General features: G+C 68.5%; 23 protein-coding genes. 11 read left to right on the top strand and 12 right to left on the bottom strand.

All coding sequences use genetic code 11. The features are described from left to right. Nucleotides 1-6: 6 nt before the first annotated feature. Both G6N60_RS09625 and G6N60_RS09620 read left to right on the top strand, forming a co-directional pair. Nucleotides 7-846: an AraC family transcriptional regulator gene (locus tag G6N60_RS09625; RefSeq protein WP_163735811.1), complete on the top strand. Its 840-nt coding sequence runs from the start codon at nucleotides 7-9 to the stop codon at nucleotides 844-846. Continuing rightward, nucleotides 843-2,357 (top strand): AMP-binding protein, encoded by a 1,515-nt coding sequence (locus G6N60_RS09620; protein ID WP_246240525.1) that lies wholly within the window; start codon nucleotides 843-845, stop codon nucleotides 2,355-2,357. The genes G6N60_RS09625 and G6N60_RS09620 overlap by 4 nt, the downstream gene beginning before the upstream one ends. Here G6N60_RS09620 and G6N60_RS09615 read toward each other — a convergent pair. The 3 genes from G6N60_RS09615 to G6N60_RS09605 are packed head-to-tail and all read right to left on the bottom strand — an operon-like array spanning nucleotide 2,324 to nucleotide 4,705. Further along, nucleotides 2,324-3,133 (bottom strand): adenylate/guanylate cyclase domain-containing protein, encoded by an 810-nt coding sequence (locus G6N60_RS09615; protein ID WP_163735807.1) that lies wholly within the window; start codon nucleotides 3,131-3,133, stop codon nucleotides 2,324-2,326. The genes G6N60_RS09620 and G6N60_RS09615 overlap by 34 nt on opposite strands. Before the next feature lie 21 nt (nucleotides 3,134-3,154). Further along, entirely contained in the window at nucleotides 3,155-4,402 is a 1,248-nt protein-coding gene (fmdA, locus tag G6N60_RS09610; protein WP_163735804.1) for a formamidase, read from the bottom strand. Between the two features lie 18 nt (nucleotides 4,403-4,420). Next, nucleotides 4,421-4,705, bottom strand: coding sequence for an FmdB family zinc ribbon protein (locus tag G6N60_RS09605; protein WP_163735800.1), 285 nt, complete (start codon nucleotides 4,703-4,705; stop codon nucleotides 4,421-4,423). 107 nt (nucleotides 4,706-4,812) lie between these two features. On the opposite strand from G6N60_RS09605, the gene G6N60_RS09600 reads away from it, so the two are divergent. After that, a complete protein-coding gene (locus tag G6N60_RS09600; protein WP_163735797.1) occupies nucleotides 4,813-5,706 on the top strand; it encodes a hypothetical protein in 894 nt (297 codons plus the stop codon). 61 nt (nucleotides 5,707-5,767) lie between these two features. Here G6N60_RS09600 and G6N60_RS09595 read toward each other — a convergent pair whose 3' ends face one another. Then, nucleotides 5,768-6,007, bottom strand: coding sequence for a hypothetical protein (locus G6N60_RS09595; RefSeq protein ID WP_163735794.1), 240 nt, complete (start codon nucleotides 6,005-6,007; stop codon nucleotides 5,768-5,770). A 204-nt stretch (nucleotides 6,008-6,211) separates the two neighbouring features. On the opposite strand from G6N60_RS09595, the gene G6N60_RS09590 reads away from it, so the two are divergent. Further along, nucleotides 6,212-6,637 carry a nitroreductase family deazaflavin-dependent oxidoreductase gene (locus tag G6N60_RS09590; RefSeq protein WP_163735791.1) on the top strand — a complete coding sequence of 142 codons (426 nt, stop codon included), beginning with the start codon at nucleotides 6,212-6,214 and terminating at the stop codon, nucleotides 6,635-6,637. A 3-nt stretch (nucleotides 6,638-6,640) separates the two neighbouring features. On the opposite strand, the gene G6N60_RS09585 is transcribed toward G6N60_RS09590, so the two are convergent. The 5 genes from G6N60_RS09585 to G6N60_RS09565 are packed head-to-tail and all read right to left on the bottom strand — an operon-like array spanning nucleotide 6,641 to nucleotide 12,082. Further along, entirely contained in the window at nucleotides 6,641-7,408 is a 768-nt protein-coding gene (locus G6N60_RS09585) for an SDR family oxidoreductase (protein WP_163735787.1), read from the bottom strand. Between the two features lie 21 nt (nucleotides 7,409-7,429). Beyond that, complete coding sequence (locus G6N60_RS09580; RefSeq protein WP_197746930.1) at nucleotides 7,430-8,512, bottom strand: ABC transporter permease; 1,083 nt, start codon at nucleotides 8,510-8,512, stop codon at nucleotides 7,430-7,432. Next, nucleotides 8,509-9,519 (bottom strand): ABC transporter permease, encoded by a 1,011-nt coding sequence (locus G6N60_RS09575; protein ID WP_197746929.1) that lies wholly within the window; start codon nucleotides 9,517-9,519, stop codon nucleotides 8,509-8,511. The genes G6N60_RS09580 and G6N60_RS09575 overlap by 4 nt, the downstream gene beginning before the upstream one ends. Next, nucleotides 9,516-11,024: a sugar ABC transporter ATP-binding protein gene (locus tag G6N60_RS09570; RefSeq protein WP_163735784.1), complete on the bottom strand. Its 1,509-nt coding sequence runs from the start codon at nucleotides 11,022-11,024 to the stop codon at nucleotides 9,516-9,518. The genes G6N60_RS09575 and G6N60_RS09570 overlap by 4 nt, the downstream gene beginning before the upstream one ends. 5 nt (nucleotides 11,025-11,029) lie before the next feature. Then, a complete protein-coding gene (locus tag G6N60_RS09565) occupies nucleotides 11,030-12,082 on the bottom strand; it encodes an autoinducer 2 ABC transporter substrate-binding protein (RefSeq protein ID WP_163735780.1) in 1,053 nt (350 codons plus the stop codon). Nucleotides 12,083-12,300: 218 nt separating this feature from the next. On the opposite strand from G6N60_RS09565, the gene G6N60_RS09560 reads away from it, so the two are divergent. Together G6N60_RS09560 and G6N60_RS09555 are read left to right on the top strand one after the other, a co-directional pair. Next, a complete protein-coding gene (locus tag G6N60_RS09560; RefSeq protein WP_163735775.1) occupies nucleotides 12,301-13,416 on the top strand; it encodes a substrate-binding domain-containing protein in 1,116 nt (371 codons plus the stop codon). Next, complete coding sequence (locus tag G6N60_RS09555) at nucleotides 13,407-14,108, top strand: helix-turn-helix domain-containing protein (protein WP_163735772.1); 702 nt, start codon at nucleotides 13,407-13,409, stop codon at nucleotides 14,106-14,108. Before G6N60_RS09560 ends, G6N60_RS09555 begins: the two co-directional genes overlap by 10 nt. Here the strand turns inward: G6N60_RS09555 and G6N60_RS09550 are convergent. Next, nucleotides 14,102-15,088, bottom strand: a complete 987-nt coding sequence (locus G6N60_RS09550; protein WP_163735769.1) for a YihY/virulence factor BrkB family protein — start codon at nucleotides 15,086-15,088, stop codon at nucleotides 14,102-14,104. The genes G6N60_RS09555 and G6N60_RS09550 overlap by 7 nt on opposite strands. A gap of 100 nt (nucleotides 15,089-15,188) precedes the next feature. Between G6N60_RS09550 and G6N60_RS09545 the strand changes: the two genes are divergently transcribed. Continuing rightward, entirely contained in the window at nucleotides 15,189-17,267 is a 2,079-nt protein-coding gene (locus tag G6N60_RS09545; RefSeq protein WP_163735764.1) for an FUSC family protein, read from the top strand. 109 nt (nucleotides 17,268-17,376) lie between these two features. After that, on the top strand, nucleotides 17,377-17,934 hold the full coding sequence (locus tag G6N60_RS09540; RefSeq protein ID WP_163735761.1) for a M15 family metallopeptidase: 558 nt from the start codon (nucleotides 17,377-17,379) through the stop codon (nucleotides 17,932-17,934). A 7-nt stretch (nucleotides 17,935-17,941) separates the two neighbouring features. On the opposite strand, the gene G6N60_RS09535 is transcribed toward G6N60_RS09540, so the two are convergent. Next, nucleotides 17,942-18,205: a hypothetical protein gene (locus G6N60_RS09535; RefSeq protein ID WP_163735759.1), complete on the bottom strand. Its 264-nt coding sequence runs from the start codon at nucleotides 18,203-18,205 to the stop codon at nucleotides 17,942-17,944. A 46-nt stretch (nucleotides 18,206-18,251) separates the two neighbouring features. Then, nucleotides 18,252-18,731 carry a MarR family winged helix-turn-helix transcriptional regulator gene (locus tag G6N60_RS09530; protein WP_163735756.1) on the bottom strand — a complete coding sequence of 160 codons (480 nt, stop codon included), beginning with the start codon at nucleotides 18,729-18,731 and terminating at the stop codon, nucleotides 18,252-18,254. A 227-nt stretch (nucleotides 18,732-18,958) separates the two neighbouring features. On the opposite strand from G6N60_RS09530, the gene G6N60_RS09525 reads away from it, so the two are divergent. Genes G6N60_RS09525 through G6N60_RS09515 form a run of 3 tightly spaced genes read left to right on the top strand, consistent with a single transcriptional unit; the run spans nucleotide 18,959 to nucleotide 22,757 of the window. Then, nucleotides 18,959-19,402, top strand: a complete 444-nt coding sequence (locus G6N60_RS09525; RefSeq protein WP_170312553.1) for an MmpS family transport accessory protein — start codon at nucleotides 18,959-18,961, stop codon at nucleotides 19,400-19,402. A 44-nt stretch (nucleotides 19,403-19,446) separates the two neighbouring features. Then, complete coding sequence (locus G6N60_RS09520) at nucleotides 19,447-22,257, top strand: MMPL/RND family transporter (RefSeq protein WP_163743731.1); 2,811 nt, start codon at nucleotides 19,447-19,449, stop codon at nucleotides 22,255-22,257. Beyond that, on the top strand, nucleotides 22,254-22,757 hold the full coding sequence (locus G6N60_RS09515; RefSeq protein ID WP_163735750.1) for a hypothetical protein: 504 nt from the start codon (nucleotides 22,254-22,256) through the stop codon (nucleotides 22,755-22,757). The genes G6N60_RS09520 and G6N60_RS09515 overlap by 4 nt, the downstream gene beginning before the upstream one ends. The last annotated feature ends 453 nt before the right edge of the window (nucleotides 22,758-23,210 follow it).

Genomic DNA, 23,210 nt, shown 5'->3' with positions numbered 1-23,210 from the left:
GAAACCGTGACCGTCTCCGCGCTATCGGACAAGGGTTTAGCCGAACCGGCCAAGATCCCCCGGCCCGTCATCGAGCTGCGCCGCGGCGGCCGCGCGACGGCCGGCAGCTACCTCTACGAGGGCGAGGGCCTCATCACCGGCTGGCACTCCCACGAGGTGCACCAGATCGAGTACGCCATGCACGGCGTCGTCGAGGTCGAGACGGATTCTGCGCACTACCTCCTGCCCCCGCAGCAGGCGGCGTGGATTCCCGTCGGCCTCGAGCACCAGGCCGTGATGAGCCCGGACGTCAAGACCGTCGCGGTGATGTTCGATCCGGAACTCATCCCCGACGCCGGTGGACGGGCGCGAATCATCGCGGTGTCACCGCTGATTCGGGAGATGATGATCTACGCGCTGCGGTGGCCCATGAACCGCGCGTCCGGAGATCCCGTGTCCGACGGCTTCTTTCGCACGCTGGCCCAGCTGGTGTCCGAGGCCCTCGACCACGAGGCGCCCCTGAGTCTGCCGACGTCCGCGCACCCCATCGTGGCCGCGGCGCTGGCCTACACCAAGCAGCATCTCGACGGCGTCACCGCCGAGGAGGTGAGCCGCGCGGTCGCGGTGTCCGAGCGGACGCTGCGCCGCCTGTTCCAGGACACCCTCGGATTCTCTTGGCGCACATACCTTCTGCACGCTCGCATGCTGCGCGCGATGGCGCTGCTCGCGGCTCCGGGACAGTCGGTCCAGGCGACGTCGTCGGCCGTCGGATTCGAGAGCCTCAGCTCGTTCACCCGCTGCTTCACCCAGTTCTGCGGTGAGACGCCGAGCGCCTACCGCAAGAGGGTGGCCGGAGGACGCGGGTGAGCGGCGCCCGCATCGACCTCGTCCACGAACTGGTGTCGGCCGCGGCGGCCGCCGTCCCCGACCGCCCCGCCATCGTCACGGCCGACGGTGCCGCGATCACGTTCGCCGAGTTCGATCGCCAGGTCGGTTCGGTCGCCGGTTGGGTGGCCGAGCGAACCCGACGTGGGGACCGCGTCGCCGTCATCGCCGACAACGGCGCCTCCTACGCCCGGCTCTACTACGGCGTCCCCCGCTGCGGCCGCGTGCTGACGCTGATCAACCAGCGGCTGAGTCCCGGTGAGCAGATCGCACAGTTGACGACCGCCGCGCCGACGGTCCTCGTCGGGGACGCGCGGTATCTGCATGCGCTGCCCGACGTCGGGCGGGCCGTCCCGCCACTGCGGCACGTGCTGGCCTTCGACGACCCGCAATGGCAACGCGCAGAACGTGATTCGCCCCCCTACACCGGGCCGGTCGACCCCGACGGACCCGCGTGGCTGCTGTTCACCAGCGGGTCGACCGGCACCCCGAAGGGCGTCCTGCACACCCACCGTTCCCTCACCACCGCGGTCCGCGGCACCGTGGCGGGGCGCTCGGTGCGCCCCGGCGGGGTGTACCTGCTGCCGTTCCCGATGTGCCACGTCGCGGGGTACAACCTGATGGTCCAGCACCACGCCCGCAATACGGTGCTGCCGGTCGCGGCGTTCCGGCCCGACGCGTTCGTCGCCGCCGTCCTCGCCCACGGCGTGACGTCGTGCTCGCTGGCGCCGACCATGCTGCACGCCCTGCTCGATCACCTCGAGGACACCGGGACCGAGTTGCCGACCCTGCGCGACGTCGCCTACGGATCGGCGGCGATCCCCGCCGACCTGCTGCGGCGGGCGCTGGCCCGGCTCGACGTCGAATTCCATCAGGGATACGGCATGACCGAGACCGGTGGCAACGTCACGTTCCTCGGACCGGCCGAGCATGGCGCCGGCGCGGACGGCGACCCCGCCCTGCTGCGGACGGCGGGCCGACCGCACGGCGAGGTCGAGGTGCGCATCGACGGCACCGGCGAGATCCTGATCCGCGGTGAGCAGGTCGCCACGGCGTACTGGCCGGATCGCGCCGCGACGACCGACGGGTGGCTGCACACCGGCGACGTCGGTCGCATCGACGACGCCGGCCGGTTGGTCGTCATCGACCGGCGCAAGGACGTCATCATCTCCGGCGGGGAGAACGTGTCCTCGCGCGAGGTCGAGGACGTGCTGTCGACCCACCCCGACGTCGACCAGGTCGCCGTGGTCGGCGTGCCCGACGAGTACTGGGGTGAGGCCATCTGCGCCGTCGTCGTCGCGCGAGCCGGAAGCAATCCGTTGGAGGAGGACCTGGTGCAGCACGTCCGTGCGCACCTCGCCGCCTTCAAGCGGCCCCGGCTCGTCGTCTTCATCGACGCGCTACCCCTGACGAGCAACGGCAAGGTCGCCAAGGAGTCGGTGCGGCGACTCGCGGCCGCTCACGCCTCCAGTGCGACGGGGAACACCTCGTAGCTGCCGGTAAAACCCTTGAACTCGACGATCTCCGCGTCGGTCACCTCGAGCCCCGGCACGCTCCCGATCGCCTCGCGCACGGCGTCGCTGACGAGGATCTCACCGCCGTCCGCGTGACCCGCGATGCGCGCCGCCATCGCGACGTTGAGACCGAACAGGTCGTCGCCGCGTCGCACCGACGGCCCCATGTGAATTCCCATGCGCACCTTGATGTCCTGCCAGCGCCGGGGATGGCCGGTGAGCTCGCGCTGCACGTCCACACAGCACCGCAGCGCGCCGACGGGATCTGCGAACGCCAGCATGAACCCGTCGCCCTGGTTCTTGACGACCTGGCCGTGGTGCTGCTGCACCGAGGACCGGACGAGCTGCTCGTGCCGTTGCAGCAACCGCACCCAGTCGCGGTCGCCCAGTTCTTCGTTGCGCCGGGTGGACCCCTCGATGTCGGAGAACACCACGACGACGTCACCGTCGGCGGTCAGCCTCGCCAGATCCGGCCGCTCGACGCTCGCCCAGCCGGCCAGGTCTTCGATCGAGTTGCGGACGGTGGCGCCAATTCCCTTGGTGCGCACCATCTCTGCGGTCTTCAACGTCGTCCTGACCGCGAACGGGGCCAGGCCGCGACGCCGGCGACGGCGGCGCGGTTGCGCCTCCCGGGCGCGTTCCAGCTGCCGCCGAGCAGCCGACAGCTTGTTCGACGTGACGATGAGCAGGACGGCCAGGGTGATGACGGCGACGACCGCGACTCCGAGCAGGATCGACAGTACGAGTGACGTCACCCGCGCGATCGTAGCCGCGAGTTAGGACGAGACGGCACAACTCCCGCGGTCGGCCCGCACCGGACCCGAGGCCGACGGCCGGATGTCGACGTCGAAGATCGCGGTCGGCAGGTACAGCGAGCAGCAGGCATTGGGGATGTCGACCACGCCGCTGACCCGACCCTCGATGGGCGCCGCGCCGAGCAGCAGATAGGCCTGGGGGCCCGAGTAGCCGAACTTCTGCAGGTATGTCACCGCGTTGAGGCAGGCGTTGCGGTAGGCGACGGTGGCGTCGTTGTACAGCTGCGTGTCGGTCTCGTGGTCGACGCCGATGCCGATGAAGGTGACGAACTCGGTGTAGCGGGGTTCGACGTTGCCCGGCATGAAGATTGGATTCGTCGTCACGCCGAAGGTCTGCATGCCGCCCTTGATGAGGTCGACGTGGAAGTCGATGAAGCCACCCATCTCGATCGCCCCGCAGAAGGTGATCTCGCCGTCGCCCTGGCTGAAGTGCAGGTCACCGCCGGAGAACAGCGCACCCGGGACGTGGACGGGGTAGAACACCCGCGATCCCCTGGTGAAGTTCTTGATGTCGTGGTTGCCGCCGTTCTCGCGGGCGGGCACGGTACGCGCACCGTCCCTGCCGATCGCCGCGAGCGTGTCGCCGGTCGCGGTCCCCCCGAGCACCGACTCCTCCAGCGGCGGCAGCGCCAGGGCGGGAACCCGGTCGGGATCGGTGGCGATGAGGGCACGCTCGCGAGAGTTCCAGCGCGCCAACAGTTCTGGTGACGGCGCGGTGCCGAACAGGCCCGGGTGCGTGATGCCGGTGAACTCGACACCGGGCAGGTGTCGCGAGGTGCACTTCTGCCCGGAGAAGTCCCAGATCGCCTTGTACGCATCGGGGAAGTGGTCGGTCAGGAAGCCGCCACCGTTCTCCTTGGCGAAGATGCCGGTGTATCCCCAGCCCTGGCCGGGCAGGTCACCGACCTCCTGCGGCACGGGCCCGAGGTCGAGGATGTCGACGACGAGCAGGTCGCCCGGTTCGGCGCCGTCGACGTAGATCGGTCCGGAGAGCATGTGCGCGTGGGACAGGTCGACGTCGCGGACGTCGTTGGCGGAGTCGTTGTTGCCGATCTGGCCGTCGGTCCACTCCCGACACTCCACCCGGATCGACTGTCCCGGCTTCACGTGCACCGCGGGCGGGATGTCGGGATGCCAGCGGTTGTGACCGGGCACTGCCTGGTCGCGCATCGAGCGGGCCTGGTCGACCGTGAACACGACGTCGGGCATGGCGAACTCCTTTGGCGGTCAGGGGCGGGGCAGTCGGGCGTGCCGCGGATCCCGGGTGACCGGCGTCGGCCTGCGAGACCGGCCGGGCACGCTCGAGACGACCGCTGGCTGCTCGGCACTCTTGGCGCTGGCGTCCAACGCACGCCGCACGTCGGGGTTCAGCGTGCGCAGCCCGGGCGAGCCGAAGATCCGGCGGGCCACGCCGCCGCATTGGGGGCAGGCGGCCGTCGCCGTCGCGTCGGCCATCGGTCGCATCTCGTCGAACGCGCCGCAGGGCCGGCACTCGTAGCCGTACGTGGGCACGAATCACACCTCCGTGGGGTCGGCTCCATTGCAGCACGGCACCTCCCCCGACGCATCCCGACGCGACCCCTGCCCGCGGCGCGCTCCACGACGGCGATACTGGCAGCGTGCTCATCGGTGTGATTGCCGCGTTGCTGGCGTGCTTCGGCTATGGAACGGCCTCCGTGCTGCAGTCCTACGGTGCACGCAAGGCCGCCGCCGCGGAGGGGCCGGGTGACGGCGCGACACCCGCCGACGACGCCCCGTCGCTGACCGAAACCGTCAGGGCCGCAATGACGCCCGCGTTCCTCGCCGGCATGGCGCTCGACGGTCTCGGCTTCCTCGGCAGCGTCGTGTCGGCCCGGCTGATCCCCCTCTTCCTGGCGCAGACCATCATGAGCGCCAACCTGGTCGTCACCGCGGTGCTCGGCGTGGCCGTCCTCGGCCTGCGCCTGCGAGTTCGCGACTGGGTGGCCATCGTCCTCGTCGTCATATCGCTGTGCGTGCTCGGCGTCACCGCGGGCTCGGTCGGCACCGACACCTCGTCGACCGTCGTCCACTGGGGGGTATTGGGATTCTCGGTGGTGTTCGTCCTGCTGGGCCTCGGGCTCATCCACCTGCTCGGGGGCAGGGCGGCGGTCGCCGCCGGTCTGGTCGCGGGTGTCCTGTTCGGAGCCATGGCCGTCGCGGTCCGGGTGGTGCACGGGATCGATCCGCTGCGCCCCGCCGTACTCGTCGCCGATCCAGCGGCGTGGGCGGTTGCCGTCGCCGGGATCGGGGGCTTCTACCTGTTCACGGTGGCGCTGCAGATCGGTTCGGTGACCGGGGCTTCGGCCGCCCTGGTCGCCGGCGAGACGGTGGTGCCCGGCATCGTCGGAGTAGTGCTGCTCGGTGACACGTCGGCGCCCGGACTTGCCTGGTTGGTGGCTTTGGCGTTCGTCACCGCGGTCGGGGGCGCGGTGGCGGTGGCGCTGTTCGGGGCGGCCGAGAACGCCCAGCCCGCCGACGCCTCGGCACGCTGACACGACAGCGCCCGCGGCGAACGGTGAGTTCGCCGCGGGCGCGGTGTCGTCGGGCCGGGTGTTAGCCGGGCAGGCCCTGCTCCTCGGTCGGCAGCGGCGCGGGCCCGGTGATCTGCGGAGCCGCAGACTCCTCCGAAATGGTGCTGGGCGCGGCCGACTGCGTGATCGTGGCGCCGGTCTCCATGTCACCGGCGACCGAACCGGATGCCGGTCCCTGCAGGAGCGCCACGCCGAGCGCACCCGCTGTGACTGCCGCGCTGGCGCCGACGACGGCGAAGACCTTGATGTCCTTGACCTTCATGATTCCCCATATCCTCGAAGTGATCGGGCTCCGTTTCGTTACCCTAGGTAACCTAATTCCACGTCGACGGCATCTTCAAACCAACTTGACGGAAATCCTTCAGCTTCACCGTCGCGCGTGGTGGGCACGGAGGCAAGGGAATACGCCGGCCCCCTCCCCCGCTGACCATGCCGAGCGATTCGCCGACGAGTCAGGAGACCACCCATGAGCGAGGCCATCGACTTCGACGAGATGAATCGACGGGTCATCAGCGAGTTCCGCGAGAGCGGCGGCAAGGCGGGTGGCATGTTCGAGGGCAAGCCGCTGGTGCTGGTCCACCACGTCGGAGCGAAGTCGGGAACGGAGCGGATAGCGCCCCTGGTGCCGCTGCTCGACGGGAGCCGCGTCTTCATCTTCGCCAGCAAGGGCGGCGCCGACACCAACCCCGACTGGTACCACAACCTCGTCGCCCACCCCGAGACCGTCGTCGAATTGGGCAGCGAGACGTTCCCCGTCACCGCCCGCCTGCTCTCGGGCGCCGAACGCGACGAGATCTATGCCAAGCAGGTCGAGGCCCAGCCCCAGTTCGGGGAGTATCAGCGCAAGACGACGCGCGTCATCCCCGTCTTCGAACTCCAGCGCAAGGGCTGACGTTCAGTACAGGGTGTAGCCGCCGTCGATGACGACGACCGATCCGGTCATGAACGCCGACGCGTCGGAGGCCATGTACACCACGGTCGGGGCGATCTCCTCGGGCAGCGCATACCGTTTCATGGGCGCGTCCTCGATCCAGTGCCGACGGAACCGTGGTTCGTCGACCGGCGCCATCTCCGTCTTGACGTAGCCGGGCGCGATGGCGTTGACCCTGATGCCGTAGGGCGCCCACTCCGCCGCCAGCGATTTCGTCAGCTGGTGCACGGCGGCCTTCGAGGCGTTGTAGGACGGCTGCCACTGCGGCCGGTTCACGATGAGCGAGCTGATCGAGCCGACGTTGAGGATGTTGCCGCGGCCATGATCCCTCATGTGGGCGCCCGCGCTCCGGCTCAACCGCCATAGCGAGCGGGTGTTGACGTCGAACACGCGATCCCACTCCTCGTCGGTGATCTCCAACGCGGGCTTGTGGATCGCCAGTCCCGCGTTGTTGAGCAGGAGATCCAGTCCGCCCAGCCGGTCGAGCGCGCCGTCGATCGCGGCGTCGGGACCGTCGGACGCCGTGACGTCGACCTCGAAGGCGCTCGTGGTGAGGCCCTCCTGCGCCAGCGCGGCGACGGCTGCCGCGTTGCGTTCGGCGTCGCGCGAGACGAAGACGACGTCGGCACCGGCCTCGGCGAGACCCCTGACGAACGCCAACCCCAGCCCGCGGTTGCCTCCGGTTACCAAGGCGCGCTTGCCCTTCAGCATGAAGGCGTCGAGGACGGTCATGGGTCTCCACTTCGTCGAGAGCTAGTCACCGCCGCGGAAGCGGCGGGTGGTGAATCCGTTCAGCAGGGCCGACAGGACGAGGACGGCGCCGAGCGCGAGCAGTTGGAACTGAGTGCCGGTGTTGCCCTCGAAGTACAGGATGATTCCGGCGTCGAGCCACACGATGAGGAGTGCGGCGAGCAGGACGCCGGCCAGCCGCCCGATGCCCCCGGTGATGGCCACTCCCCCAAGCACGGCGATCGTGATCGCCGGCAGCGCCAGACCGTTTCCGGAGGTGCCCGCGTCGGGCCGGGCCGACGCGAACTCCGCGGTGACGTAGACCGCGACCACACCCGAGAGCACCCCGGACAGCACGTAGGCCCGCATCCGGGTGCCGGCGACGTCGATGCCGGCCCACCGCGCCGCGACGTCGTTCGTCCCGACGGCGTAGAGCCGGCGCCCAAAGGTGCCGCGCCCCAGGGCAAGCCACAGCAGCACCAGCGCGGGGACCAGGAAGGTGAACACCCCGAGTGGGACGTCGGGGATGTAGTCACCGATGATCGGCACGCGCACCGAGCCCGTCAGCGGGTAGAGGTTCTGGATCTGCGGGCTGTTGATCGGCTTCTGGTCGTTGACGACCAGGGCGATCGACCGGTAGGCGTAGTAGGTGGCCAGGGTCGCGATGAGGGCGGGGAATCCGATTCTGGCGATGAGGAATCCGTTGATCGCCCCCAGCAGACCGCCGACGACGACGGCCACCACGATCGCGGCCGGCAGCGGCCAGTTCCAGGTGCCGTGGGCGAAGCCGAACACCATGCCCACCAGCGACACCATCGCGCCGACCGACAGATCGATGCCGCCGCGGCCCGACACGATGACGACCAGCTCGGCGAAACCCAGCAGCGCCAGCGGAACGGCGTCGATGAGACTGGCCGACAGGTAGTCGAAGTCGTAGTCGCCACTGAGATATCCATTGGCGCTCAAGTACATCAGCCATCCGACCACCACGACGATCAGCACGGCCAGCAGCACGATCCGCTGGGTCAGCACCGCCTCCCAGACCCGGTCGACGCGGCGGCGGCCGGCCGGTGCCGTAGCGGGCGGGGCGGGGGTCTCGACGCTCACGGGTTCCTCCTCGCACGCCGTCGCAACAGATCCGTTCCCACGGCGACGACGATGAAGACACCGACGAACAGATCGGACAGCTGAGACGGCCAGCCGAGCTGTGTCACACCGGATTTCACGGTTTGGACGAGCAGCGCTCCGAGTACGGTGCCGAACACCGAGCCGCGTCCACCCATGATCGACGTACCGCCGATCACCACCGCCGCGATGACGGCGAGCTCCTGGCCCGACCCCACGGACTGGTCGAGGCTCGAGGTCCCCTTGGCCAGGGTGAAGATCGCGCCCAGGCCGACGAGGACACCGGTGATGACATAGGCGATCAGGATGCGACGCTGCACCCGAATGCCGGCGAGACGGGCGGCCAACGGATCGCCACCGACGGCGAAGAAGTGCCGCCCGCCGGGAGTGAGGCGCAGATACCACCACGCGAGCGCCGCGAGCACGACGGTGATGGCGAAGCTGTGCGGCACCCCCAGCGTGCGGCCGTCGACGCCACGACCGAACCAGGACAACGTGTTCGGCATGCCGCTGATCGGTTGGGAGGCGAAGATCTGCAGGCCGACGAACAGGAACAGGTTCGCGGTGCCGAACGTGATGATGATGGCGTGCACGCGCCCGTAGGCGATGAGTGCGCCGTTGACCGCTCCCAGTACCGCGCCCGTCGCGACCGCCACGAGCACGCACCACACCATCGGCAGGGACTGATCCCGCATGAGCTTGGCCGTGACGACCGCACACACCATGATGGCGCCACCGACGGAGACGTCGATGCCTCCGGTGACGATCACGAACGTCATGCCGATGCCGATCAACGCGACCGGGGAGAACTCGACGAGCAACGGGACGATCGAGCCCGCGCTGAGGAATGCCGGCGTCGCGAAGGCCAGCGCGATCCACAGCACGACGAGCACCGCGATCAACGCAATCTCGGCGGGCGTCACCGGTGCGGGCAGCACCCGGGCCCGCGTACGCACCGAGGCGGCGATGGATTCCGCCGTGGCGCTCACGTCCCCACCCCTTCCCGGTCTCCCGCGGCGGCGGCCAGGACGTCGACCTGCCGGGCGTCCGGACCGAACTCCGCGGCGACGGTGCCCGCGCGGATGACGAGCAACCGGTCGGTGATACGCAGTGCCTCCTGCAGATCCGACGTCACGACGAGGACTGCGGTGCCGCTGTCGGCGAGATCGGTGACGATGCGGTGGATCTCCTCCTTGGCCCCGATGTCGACGCCCTGCGTGGGCTCGGCCAGGAGCAGCAGCGTGGGCCGCTCGACGAGCTGGCGGGCCAGCATCACCTTCTGCGCATTGCCACCGGAAAGCGTTCCCACGGGCTGGTCTTCGTCCTGGGCACGTACCGACAGGCGCTTCATCAGCTCCTTGACGACCGACCGTTCACGGCGCCGGTCCACGAACGCCCGCCCGCGTGACAACCGGTCCAGGTGTCCGATCGAGACGTTGAACGCGATGGACTGAAACGAGAACATGCCCTCGGTCTTGCGATTGGCGGGCAGCAGCGCGATCCCGGCCCGCTCGGCCTCCCGTGGTGAGCGCGGCGCGATCACGCGTCCCCGGATCACGATGTCGCCCGAGCTGGTCTTCGCCAAACCGTGGACGCACTCGGCGATCTCCGCGACGCCGGACCCGACGAGCCCGTAGAGACCGAGGATCTCACCGGACCTCAGCGTCAGGCTCACGTCGTGGAAGGCCCCCGTCCTGGCCAGCGAGCGGAGCTCGAGGACGGGTTCGCCCGTCGACACCGCACGTGGCCCGGCGTGTTCTAGAAGAGCTTCTCCCACCATGAGTTCGGCCATCCGGCGCACCGTCATCTCGGCGATCGGATGGGTGCCGATGGTGCTGCCGTCCCGCATGACCGTGACCTGGTCGGCGATCGTGACGACCTCGTCGAGCCGATGGGAGATGTAGACGATCGCCACACCGTCGGCGGCAAGACGGCGAATGATGCCGAACAGCACCTCGATCTCGGCGTCGGTCAGGATCGCCGAGGGCTCGTCGAGGATGAGGATGCCGCACTTGCCCGCCAGCGCCTTGGCGATCGACACCTGCTGCTGGGTCGCGACCGAGAGCATCCCGACGGTGGCCGTCGCCAGCGTGGCGGGCAGGTCGAGGGCGGCGAGCAGGTCGACGACCCGGTCGTTCTGCGCGGCCCAGTCGACGCGCCCCCGGCTGACGAGTTCGCGTCCCATGAACACGTTCTCGGCGACGGTGAGTTCGGCGAACAGCTGCGGTTCCTGGTACACGGTCGCGATGCCGAGGGCGATCGCGTCGACCGTCGAGGTGATGGACACCGGCCGACCGTCGTACCTGACGGTGCCCGCGTCGGGCATCGTCGCACCGGAGATGATCTTGATCAGCGTCGACTTGCCTGCGCCGTTCTCACCGACCAGCGCGTGCACCTGCCCCGCGCGCAGCTCGAGGTCGGCATGCCTGATCGCGGACACTGCGCCGTAGCTCTTGACCACCCCCGCGAGGGTCAGTCGCGGCTCGTCCGGCATCGCGGTCAGTAGTCGAACTGGTCGACGTTCTGGGTGGTGATCAGCAGCGGATCACCGAGCACCAGGGTCTTGGTGGCCTCGTCCCACTTCACCTGTGGCAGTTGAGCATTGACCGCATTGGTGGCTTGGAACGCCTTGCCCGTCGCGAGCTGCTCGCCGGCCCACGCCGTGAGGTAGCCGAGATTCTGGACGTTCCACAGGATCGAGCCGGACGACGAGCCGTCGGTCAGATACGGCTTCATCGACTTCGGGGTGCCGATCCCGACGGTGAAGACCTGACCGATCTTGCCCGCGTCCTTGACGGCCTGCGCGACGCCGACGGCCGAGGTCGTGCACTGTCCCAGCAGGCCCTTCAGATCCGGGTGGGCACTCATCAGATCAGTCGACATCTGGGTGCCCTTGGCCTGGTCCTCACCGGAGTAGACCACGTCGACGAGCTGCGCCTCCGGGTACTTGGCCGACACGTAGGCCTTCTCGGCGGCGATCCACGAGTTGAGGTTCTCGGCGGTCTCACCGCAGGACACGATGGCCCACTTGCCCTTTCCGCCCATCGCCTTCATCAGGGTCTCGGCGGTGGTGGTGCCGATGCCCTCGGCGGTGGCCTGGTTGACGAAGGCCTCGCGGACCGAGTTGGGCGCGTCGGTGTCGGCGGTCAGGACCTTGATGCCGGCATCCTGCGCCTGCTTCATGAGCGGCGCCATGGAATCGGGATCATTGGGAGCGATCACCAGCGCGTCGACCTTCTGCTGGATGAAGGACCGGACGATCTGCGCCTGCGCCGCGGCGTCGGCGGACGTCGGCCCCTGGTAGAGCCATTCCACGTTGCCGAGAGCGGTCGCGGCCTGCTTGGCTCCGGTGTCCATGGCCTCGAAGTAGGGCGAGCCCTGCAGTTTGGGGACGAACGCCACCTTGACCTTGCCGCCGGAGGCGCCCTGCGAGGCGCTCGAGCCCCCGCCCGCCGAGGGGGTGTTCTCGTTCTTCTTGGTGCATCCACCGGTCACCATCGCGATGGCCAGGACCACGCTGATCGCACCGACGACACGCTGGGAAATCGCCATCGACTTCTCCTTCGACATGAGCTGCGGACCGCGTATCGACACGCGCGGCACTCGGCGCCGCGTTTCATATGTCGTACTCAGCGTCGAGTGATGAAACACACAGTAAGCACGCAGGTGAGACGTTGTCAACAACGCCGGTTGCTCTTGCCTTGCGGCCGAACACTTCCCGCTCGGGGCACCGAACTCGACGGTTAGCCTGCGTCGTCTACGCTGAGCCGGTGCCGGACCCATTGGCGGGGGCCAGTGATCATCGGGAACGGGAGCGCGTCCCCGCGCTGGCTCGCGCGGCCACCGTCCTTCGGCTGGTGAGCGACGCCGAGCGCCCGCTGGCCCTGGCCGACCTGACGCATCGCAGCAGCCTGCCCAAGAGCAGCGTCATGGGCATCTGCCATGCCCTCACGGCGGAGGGCCTCCTCGCCAGGGGCGTCGACGGCACCTACGTGCTCGGGTCGCGCGTCTACGAACTCGCCTCTGCGGCAAGGGCGCAACGCTGGCCGGTGCACGACATCGGTTTCAGCTACCCCCTCGACGAGAGCTTCTTCCTCGCCGAGATCGCCGCCCTCCGCGCCGAGGCCGACACGCTCGGCGCGCGCCTGCGGGTGCACAGCGCGAGGGAGGACAGGGCGACGCAGTCGCGCCAGATCCTCGACTTCGTCGACGCGGGACTCGACCTCATCCTCGTCGAACCCGTCGCGACCGAAGGCTTGGAGGAGGCCTGCGCCCGCGCCCGGGCGGCCCGAATACCCGTCGTCGCCATCGGTTCGGCGGTCAGCGGCGCCGACGCCGTCGTCGCGACCGACAACACGAAGGCCGGCTTCCTGGCGGGGTCGGCCTTGGTGAGGGCGTTAGGGGGTCGGGGTCGGGTCGCGATGGTGGGTGGCATTGCGATCACCGCCAACTCCGACCGCGTCGCCGGCTTCTTCGCGGCGATCGCCCCGCACCCCGGGTTGACGGTCGTCGCGACCAGCTATGGCGAGCTCGATGCCCACTCGGGGGAACGTGCCGCACGCGAGATCCTGGCGGGCGACTCCACCGTGGACGGCTTCTTCGCGAGCAATGACCAGATCGCCATTGGCATCTCGCGGGTGCTGCGCGCCCGCGGCATCGCGGTGCCGATCGTGGGGGTCGACGGAGCGAGGAACGCGATCGAGGAGATCCGCTCGGGGGGACCGATCGTCGCCACGGCGACGCAGGACCCGGCGGCCCTGGTGCGCGCGGCGATGGACATCGGTAGCGCCCTGCACGGCGGTGGCCGCGTCGCCCCGCCGTCGCGGTACCTCGCCCCCCGGCTGATCGACGCCGACACCGTCGGGGAGTATCGACCGTGGGGGTAGCCGGACCGCGCAGCCCCGCCGTGCACCGGGGTGCCCGCGTCCTGGAGGCGATCGCCTCGGGCGCCGCGAGCACCCCGGCCGCCCTGGGCGGGCTGCTCGGACTGCCCACGAGCTCGATCGCCGACCTGCTGAGCACCATGGGCGACGCGGGCCTGATCGCCCGCGATCACGACGGGACCCTGCACACCGGCCCCCGCTGGTCCGAGCTCTCCGACCCCGGCGGCATCGCGCATCGTCTCTTTCGCGCTTGTGCCACAACAGATCTCGACGGTCACACCGTCTCGCTGGCACGGCTGTTCGGCGACCAGATCATCGTCGTCGACGTGCGCCTCGGCAGACATCCGTTGCCGCTCACCCCCCGCCCGGGCCAGCGCCAGCGCGCGACCGACGGGGCTGCGGCGGCGGCCATCCTCTCGTCGATGACGCGCGCCGAGGCGGCCGGCGCCGTCGCCGTCGCCGCCGCGCATCTCGGGCTCACCGACGACGCGATGGACGCGACCCTGGCCCTGCGGGTCACGCGGCGGCGCAAGGTCTACGAGTCGCTCTCACCTCTCGTCGGGCGCCAACTCGCGTGCGCCGTGCGCGACGATTCATCGGCCTGCCGCCAGGCCCTCGTGCTGCACGTCCCCGAGCGCTGGGGGAACGCCCGCAGGGCGGCCGCCGCCTTGCACGCCGCAGCCAACGACTACTGAGCTGCACCGTCCTCGGGACGGTTCTCGCCGTGATCGTCGAAGTGCACGCTGATCCGCTGAAAGCTCTTGGCGCGCTGCGCCTTTGCCTGTGCGGTGTAGGTGCGGCGGTCACCGCCGGTGAGGTGGACGTCGTCGGTGAACTGGGTGAGCAGGGCCCGCGGATGCAGGCGGTCGACGGCCACCACGTTCGCCGTCGCACACAGCAGCAGGGCGGTCGCGATCAGGTACAGGAACGCGAGAAGTCCCAGCACCAAGGCGAACACGCTGTTGGTCTCGCTGGCACTCTTCACCACGTGGGACACGTAGATCGCCCCGAACCATTGCAGCAGCTGCCACATCACCGCCGCCGCGATGGCCCCCGGTGCGATCTGGCGGTAGGTCACGTCGCGCGCCGTCGCGACCCGGAACGCGATCAGGGCCACGACCGAGTTGAGCGCGACCGCGGCGACGACCGAACCCGCAGTGCTGAAGAATCCCAACGACTTCGACGCGTGCGCCACCGCCGACAGCGCCGTCGAGGCCAGCAGTCCCCCGCCGAGCGCGACCAACATGAGCAAGCTGCGCAGCCGAGACCGCAGCGGATCGGGTCGGTCGTTGCGCGGCACCGCCCACAGCGTGTCGAGGGCGTTCTGGACCGCCTGGCCCACGCCGAGCCCGCCGTAGATCGCGACCACGATGCCGATGGCGACGCCGGCGGGTCCGCCACTGAGTCCCTGCGGGCGGTACAGCTGACCGCCGATCACCGGGAACTGCGCGACGGCCGAGTGCAGCACCTGCTGCTGCAACTGCGGGTGCCCCACCAGGATCACGCCCAGCACGGTGGTTAGGAGCAGCAAGGCGGGAAACAGCGACAGGAACGCGTAGTACGTAATCAGGGCAGCGAGGTAGCTACCCTGCTCGTCCACGTATTTGTAGATGACGGCCACCACGAAGCCGACAGCGCGGTGGCGGCGCTGGAAATCATCCAGCCATGCCCACATCACATCCTCCGCGGCTCGGGTAGGGGAACGACGAATGCAGCGTCAATACCCTGGCACGGCCAATGCCAATCGCCGGAGTTCGGTGACGCACAATCGACCGATGCAACGGGCATCGCTGGCCAGCACGACGCGACTGCTGGTCATGGCCGATCCCGGCCGCGTCCGGCTGCGCACCGCGGCGACGACGACGCTGTCCCTGGTCGTCGCGCTGGTCGCCATGCTCGCGTTCACCAGGGCCGCGAACCAGCCGGTCACCGTCGCCATGCTCGGCACGATCGTCGCGATGCAGTCCTCGGCCGCGGTGAAGGACCGCCTGCAGCGCGACCGCATCGTCACCATGGGGTTGCTGTTCTTTCCCGCCGTCGGGGCGGTGACGTTGGCCGCGCTGCTGTCCCCGCTGGGCAAGATCGCCGACGTCGGTTTCATCGTCGTCCTGTTCTGCGCCGTCTGGGTCCGCCGGTTCGGCCCGAGGGGCAACGCGCTGGGCATGATCGCCTTCATCTGCTACTTCTTCTCGCTCTTCCTGCGGGCGACCCCGGCTCAGATCCCCGTGCTGGCCGTCGCGGTGCTCGTCGGCCTGAGCGCCTCCCTGGCGGTGCGGTTGCTGGTGTTCCCCGACCGTCCGCGCGTGGAGGTGCGCCGCCTGCTGCGCGCGCTGCGTGGCGTCTCGGTGGCGCTGCTGGAGGTGGCGACGAGACCCGACGTGTACGACGTCACCGTCCTGCGCAGGCGACTCGACCAGCTGGGTGACACGGCACTGTTGATCGACGACTGGCTGGATCGCCACGACGCGGCTCAACTGCTCAGCATCACCAACCAGGACCTGGCGTTGCGGGTCTTCGACGCCCAGATCGCGCTGGAGCAGCTCGCGAGGATGCTGTGGACCCTCGACGCCGACGAGGAATGGCCCACCGGGCTCGCCGACGCGCTCACGGCGCTGGGAACCTGCCTGCGGAACCATCCCACCGAGGGCGAGTTGCGGGCGGCCCGCAAGTCGGCTGCCGCCGCCGCCGACCGTGCCGACCCGTCGGCCACGAGCGGCATCGCCACCGTGATCGCCTACCGCACCGTGCAGGCCCACCTGGCGATCCACCACATCACCACCCACGCCCTCGGTGCCGTCGCCAATCCCGCACCGGACCCGGACCCCGACGAGGACGACGACGCCCAGGGCGAGGGCGGGCTCAATCCCAGCACCAAGGCGGCGATCCAGGTGGCCGTCGCCACCAGCGCAGCGACCATCCTGGGCGAGCTGATCTCCCCCGACCGCTGGTACTGGGCCGTGCTGACCGCCTTCCTGGTGTTCACCGGGGTGTCCACGCGCGGGGAGATCCTCACCAAGGTCGGCCATCGCATCGTGGGCACCATCGCCGGCGTCGTGGCGGGCGTGCTGCTGGCCGCCCTCGTCGGGCACGATCCCCCGCTGCAGATCATCCTGCTGGTCGTCTGCGTGTTCTGTGCGTTCTATCTCGTCACGGTCGCCTACGCGTGGCTGACGTTCTTCGTCACCGTCCTGCTCGCGATGCTCTACGGCCTGCTCGGCGACTTCAGCATCCACGTGCTCGAACTGCGCATCGCCGAGACCGCCGCGGGCGGCACCGTCGGCATCGCGTCCGCGTACTTCGTCCTCTCGACGGGGACCCGCGCGACACTCGTCGCCAAGGTCGACGACTACCTGGAGCAGATGTCCGAATTAGTCTGCGCTGCAATCGATTCGGTGCTCGTCCCGGGAACGGAGACCGATCTGGTCGCCAAGACGCGTCGGCTCGACAACACGCTGCAGGACGTCGCCACCGCGGCCAAGCCGCTCGCGATGGGGCTCACCTCGCGCAGCAGGCGGGGCGTGCAGCGGCTCATGCGCGGACTGCGCGCCAGCAACCGGTCGGCGCATGCGTTGGCGCGCGCGGGCGTCAACGCCGCCAACGCCGAGTCGGGGACCGCCCCGCCGGAGGACACCGCCGCCGCGCTGCGCGATGCCGCCGGACACGTCCGCGCGACGATCGACGGCGTCAAGGCCCTCGTCGCGGGCACCGATGCCGATCCGCCGCAGACGTCGACGGACTCGATGGTGCTCGACGTCATGCAGTCCTCGACGATTCCCCCGGGACCGGTGCGCGCGGCCGTGCGTGCTCTCAACACCCTCGAGCGCGCGCTGCTCGAGGTCTCGACGCGGGTCTGACCGAGGGGCTCGACCGCATCGGTCGCACACTCGGCCTCGAGGAGTCCCGGCTCGGGATCCGACCTCCCGCCATGACTAGGGTCGGACCCGACGAGGAAGGGAGCACGGCATGCGAAGCGCCGTCACCGTCGCGGCCGCCGCGGCCGTACTCGCGCTGGCGTCGGGCCTGACACCGCTGACGGCGGCGCCGGTCGCGCTGGCCGATCAGACCACGGCCGTCGGGCCGCCCGCCGACCCCGGTGACGGTTCGCTGCCGAACGGCGGCACGCTCTCGCCGTTCGACGTGGGCGATCCCGCGATCGGACGGCTCGACCCGCAGTTGCGCAGCGCCATCCAGGACGCCGCCACCGCCGCCCGCGCGGACGGGGTCACGATGACGATCACCTCGGGCTGGCGCTCTGCCGAGTTTCAGCAGCGACTCCTCGACGACGCGGTGCACACCTACGGCAGCTTGGCCGTCGCGCGCGAATACGTCGAGACGCCAGAGCATTCCAAGCACGTCATCGGCGAGGCCGTCGACGTCGGGGGAACCGGCGCCGATCAGTGGCTCATTGCCCACGGCGCCCGGTTCGGGCTGTGTCAGATCTACGCCAACGAACTCTGGCACTTCGAGCTGGCGACGGACGCCGCGGGAGCCTGTCCCCCGCTGCGGCCCAACGCCGCATAGTGACGGCTCAGTCGTCGTCGCAACCGAAGAAGCCGATCCCGAAGCAGAACTCGGGCACCACCCTGACCACGTTGCCAGGTCCGGAATCGTTGCGCGCGTTGGGATTTCCGGTGCAGGTGTCAACCTCGACGCCGGCCTGCACGCTCGGCCGGCAGATGGCGGGCCCGTGCCCGGGGTCGGCCGCGGCACTCGGGGCGCTCGCCAGGGCGGCAGCCACGGCAAGGACGGTCAACGCGATCGACGAACGACCGGGACGCAACGAGTCGGACATGGCGGCTTCTCTTCGGCAGGGGCTCCCACCGAGGGTACGCGCCGGGTCAGCCCACGACCTCGGCGTCGACCCAATCCTGTGATCCGGCAGCCTCTCTCATCTGACCCAGGACGCGGTTCACGACCTGCGCGGCCAGCCACAGCGCGAGCTGATCGTCGGGGGACACCGCGGGCAGCAGCGCCGCGATGCGCTGTCGGCGCAGCGCCGCACGCGCCTCCCAGTTCGCGAGGCCGGCGTCGCCGAGCATGACGAGGGACGCGCGTCCGTCGTCGGGATCGCTCCACCGCTCCAGCAGACCCTGCCGTTCCATCCGCTGGACGAGCTGGGTCATGCCCGACTGGCTGGCGCCCTCGGCCTCGGCCAGCGCGGTCAGACGCATCGGGCCCTCCCGGTAGAGCCGGTTGATCACCAGCGCAGCGCTCGCACTCAGGGTGTCGCGGTCGATCAGATACCGCCACATCAGGTCGGTCTCCAGCTCGATCATCTCTGCGATGGCGTCAACGCTGTCGGCGACCGCTCGTTTCATGACGGCTTTATATCATCGAAGTGATGCAACCGTGGCGCACCGCGACGGGCGGCCCTTCCGGCCGTGATCCATTGTCGGTGACGCACTCGTCGAAAGTACCTGTATCGACGGATCAGTCGGCCTACTGATGTGCTGTGGGGTTGCTGGGAAAGCTGCCAGGAATCTTCCCCCGGTTGAGCCATTCATCGTGTATGGGATATAAATCGCTGCATGGCGTTGGAGATCGCGTGAGTCCACGGTCCCGGGGCAGGACGATCCTGGCAAGGGTCTGGTTGCCCCTGGTGGTGGTCGTGGCACTCGCCGTCGGCGGGCTGGGCATGTACAAGGCGCACCAGTCCTCGCAGCCCGGACCGGTCATGGCCGTGCCCCCGCCGCAGGCGCCGGAGGAATTCACGCCCAAGCACATGACGTACGAACTGTTCGGTGACGTCGGCAGCGGCGGGATGTTGTCCTACATCGACATCAACGGCTATCCCCACGAGGTCAACCTGACCGACCTGCCGTGGTCGCACGTCGAGACCACCAACCTCAGCGTGGTGTCGGGCAGCATCTCCGCTCAGGTGCACGGCGGCGAACTGGGGTGTCGGATGCTGGTCGACGACGTCGTCCGCGACGAGCACACCGCGACCCGCCAGGACGCCGACGTCACCTGCCGCGTGAAGTCCGCGTGAGCGCCCATCAGGCCAAGCGGCCGTTCTTCCCCAGAACGGTGCGCATGCTGGCCATTCCGATCATCATCTTCTGGGCGCTGTTCGCGGTCACCACCAACACCTTCGTCCCCAAGGTCGAGGACGTCGCCACCGAGCTGGCAGGCCCGGAGGTCCCGACCTATGCGCCGTCGCAGTACGCCCTGCTGCACATCGGCGCGAAGTTCCAGGAGTCCAACTCCACCAGCCTGACGATGGTCGTGCTGGAGGCGGACAAGTCCCTCAACGAGGCCGACCATCAGTACTACACCGACCTGGTCACCCGGCTGAAGAACGACAGGGAGCACGTCCAGTACGCGATGGATCTGTGGGGCAGCCCAGTGACGGCCGCCGGCGCGCAGAGCATCGACGGCAAGGCGACCTACCTCCTGCTCCGCCTCGCGGGCAACGTCGGCCAGATTCAGGCCAACGAGTCGGTCGACGCGGTGCGCACCATCATCAAGAACGACCCCCCACCGCAGGGTCTGAAGGTCTACGTCAGCGGGTCGGCGCCGATGGCGTCGGACACCCTGTCGATTGCCAATAACAGCCTCAACAACATCACCATCGTCACGATCATCTTGATCCTGGTGATGCTGCTGCTGGTCTACCGGTCGCTGAGCAACGTGGCCGTGCCCATGTACAGCGTGTTGTTCGAGATCCTGATCGCCAAGGGCGTCGTGTCGACCCTCGGGCACTACGGGTACATCCCGATGTCGTCGTTCGCCGTCAACATCGTGGTGTCCCTGACCCTGGGCGCGGGCACCGACTACGGCATCTTCCTGATGGGCCGCTATCACGAGGCCCGACAGCTCGGCGAGAGCCGCGAGGAGGCCTACTACACCGCCTATCGGGGGGTGTCGCCGATCATCATCGGCTCCGGTCTGACGATCGCCGGGTCGTGCTTCTGTCTGACGTTCGCGCGGCTGGACTACTTCCACACCATGGGCCCCGCCGTAGCGATCAGCATGCTGTTCACCATCGCCGCGGCACTGACGCTGGCGCCGGCGTTGCTGACCCTGGGCAGCCTGTTCGGGCTCTTCGATCCCAAGCAGGCGCACCGCGGCCGGCTCTACCGACGGATCGGCGCGAGCGTCGTGCGCTGGCCGGTGCCCATCCTGGTCGCCAGCATGGTGGTGGTCCTGATCGGCGCCATCTTCGTGCCCACCTACAGCGTCAGCTACGACGATCGGGCGTATCAACCACCGACCGGGCAGGCGAATCAGGGATTCGAGGCCTCGGATCGCCACTTCTCCCAGAGCAAGCTCTTCACCGAGATGATGATGGTCGAGTCCGACCACGACATGCGCAACTCGGCGGACTTCATCTCCCTCGACCGCGTGGCCAAGGAGCTCGAACGACTGCCGGGGGTCGCGATGGTGCAGAGCGTGACCCGGCCCCTGGGCCGACCGCTGGACCACGCCAACGTGCCGTATCTGTTCACCGTGCAGGGCGGCGCCTCGGGCCAGCAGTTGCCGTTCAATCAGCACAACAACGACAACACCGATTCCCAGGCGCAGGTCCAGGCCGAGACGGTGGCCACCCTGGGCAAGACCATCGACCTGACCCAGAAGCTCGCCGACGATCTGCACACCACCGTGTTGACGTTGGAGAACCTGCAGGCCGTCACCGACGAGGTCAACCAGGACATCTCCAATCTCGACGACACGTTCCGCCCGTTGAAGGCGTACTTCTACTACGAGCCGCACTGCTTCGACATCCCGGTGTGCGACGCGATGCGATCGCTGTTCGACTCCCTCGACGGCATCGACGCCCTCGACGAACAGATCCACAACGCCGTCACCGACTTTCAGGCCGTGGATGCGCTGATGCCCCAGATGGTCGCCCAGCTCAAGATCAACCGCGACGAGACGCAGGCACTGCAGACCATCATCGTCAACACCTACGGTCCGGCGCACCTGCAGGCCACCCAGACCGACCAGACCTACTACGACCAGGTCAACGTCGGCAATGACTTCGACATCTCTCGCAGCGACGACTACTTCTACATGCCGCGGGAGGGCTTCGACAACGAGGACGTCAAGACCGACGAGCGGCTCATGATGTCCCCCGACGGCAAGGCCGCCCGCTTCGTCATCACCCACGAGGGCAATGCCATGGCACCGGAGGGCATCACCCACGTCAACCAGTTCCCGGACGCGGTGAAGGCCGCGCTGAAGGAGACTTCGCTCGCGGGCTCGCGGATCTACATTGGCGGCGCGGCGTCGCAGAACAAGGACATCCAGGAGTACGCGGCCTCCGACCTGACGATCGTGGCGATCGCGGCCTTCGTGCTGATCTTCCTGATCATGTTGGTCCTGACCCGCTCCCTGATGGCCGCGCTCGTCATTCCCGGCACGGTCGCGTTCTCCTTCGCCGGAGCATTTGGGCTATCAATCCTGGTGTGGCAGCACCTGATTGGGCTACACCTGCACTGGCTGGTGCTGCCAATCACCTTCGTCATTTTGGTCGCGGTCGGATCGGACTACAACCTGCTGCTGATCGCCAGGGTCAGGGAGGAGATCGGCGCGGGCGTGCAGACCACCGGACTGCACACCGGTCTCATTCGCGCCCTCGGCAGCACCGGCGGCGTGGTGACCTCGGCGGGTCTGGTCTTCGCGTTCACGATGCTGGCGATGCTCACCAGCAACCTGCACACCATTGCTCAGGTCGGCTCGACCGTCTGCATCGGCCTGCTGCTGGACACGCTGATCGTTCGCTCGTTCATCGTGCCCTGCCTCATCCGACTGCTCGGACCCTGGTTCTGGTGGCCGGTGCTGGTGCGGTCGCGGCCCCGCCGACTCAGTGAGCCCACCGACTTCCCCGGAGTGACCCGATGACGTTCGACACCAGTACGCACACCACGGGTCTCGGGCTGTGGGGCCTGTTGATGTTCGTCGCCCTCGGCGTCGAGGCGCTGCTCGCCACGTGTGCTTTCATCTACGTCCGACGCCTACTCGCACTGCGGGCGCTGCCGGGCGCCGACGAGCTCAACAGCTACCAGAAGGCGTTGCGCAAACTGCGCAAGGACGAGCCGATGACCCGGGACGAGCACGCCCTCGCCGAGCGCATCATCGACATCCGCCGATCGCCGTTGGCCTTGACCGTGCCCTTCTGCTTCATGGGCATGGGCATCTTCTACGTGCTGGGCAGCCTGGAGTACCTGCACGGTCACACCCCGTCGGAGCGCACCTTCCTGGGCGTCATCCCGATGTTCACCGCCACCAACCTGATCCTTCAGATGCGCAAGACGGCGCGGATGCGCAAGCGCCTGCCGCACGCCACGATCGTCGAGGAGCGCGACGTCGACACCGCTCCGGTCCCGACGTCGAACGCCTGAATCCCTCGACGGCCGGCACCGTCCGTCGTCGTCACATCAGCCTCGTGCGCCTCGTACGACTCATGAGTCACATTTGCCACAATTGCCCGTGATTCATCACATGTCACTTTGGACTCTCAAATCACAGAACGATGAACTGTGGCGGCAAATGGTGTGCACGAGAATGCATTTCTCTTAATTTGTGTTGCCGTTCGAATGACACGATTGACATTTACCACTAAATGCGGTTGACCGGTGCCGACACGTCGCCTGAGCAGTGCCAACGCGCCCCACAGGCACCACGGAAAACAGCAGTATTAAACAGACTCAGAGAAACCACTGAGACTCATCCGTGGCTCTGTTCAACTCTGGCCCCATCCGTAAACTCATGATCACGATTTGAGCAATGGATCGCGTCGCCAAAATGCGGCTGCGCCTCACGATTCGCGCGAAGGGTTCGACATGGGTTTGCGC

This window comes from Mycolicibacterium madagascariense (assembly GCF_010729665.1).
Lineage (GTDB): Bacteria > Actinomycetota > Actinomycetes > Mycobacteriales > Mycobacteriaceae > Mycobacterium > Mycobacterium madagascariense.
This window is presented reverse-complemented; position numbering and strand designations above follow the sequence as displayed.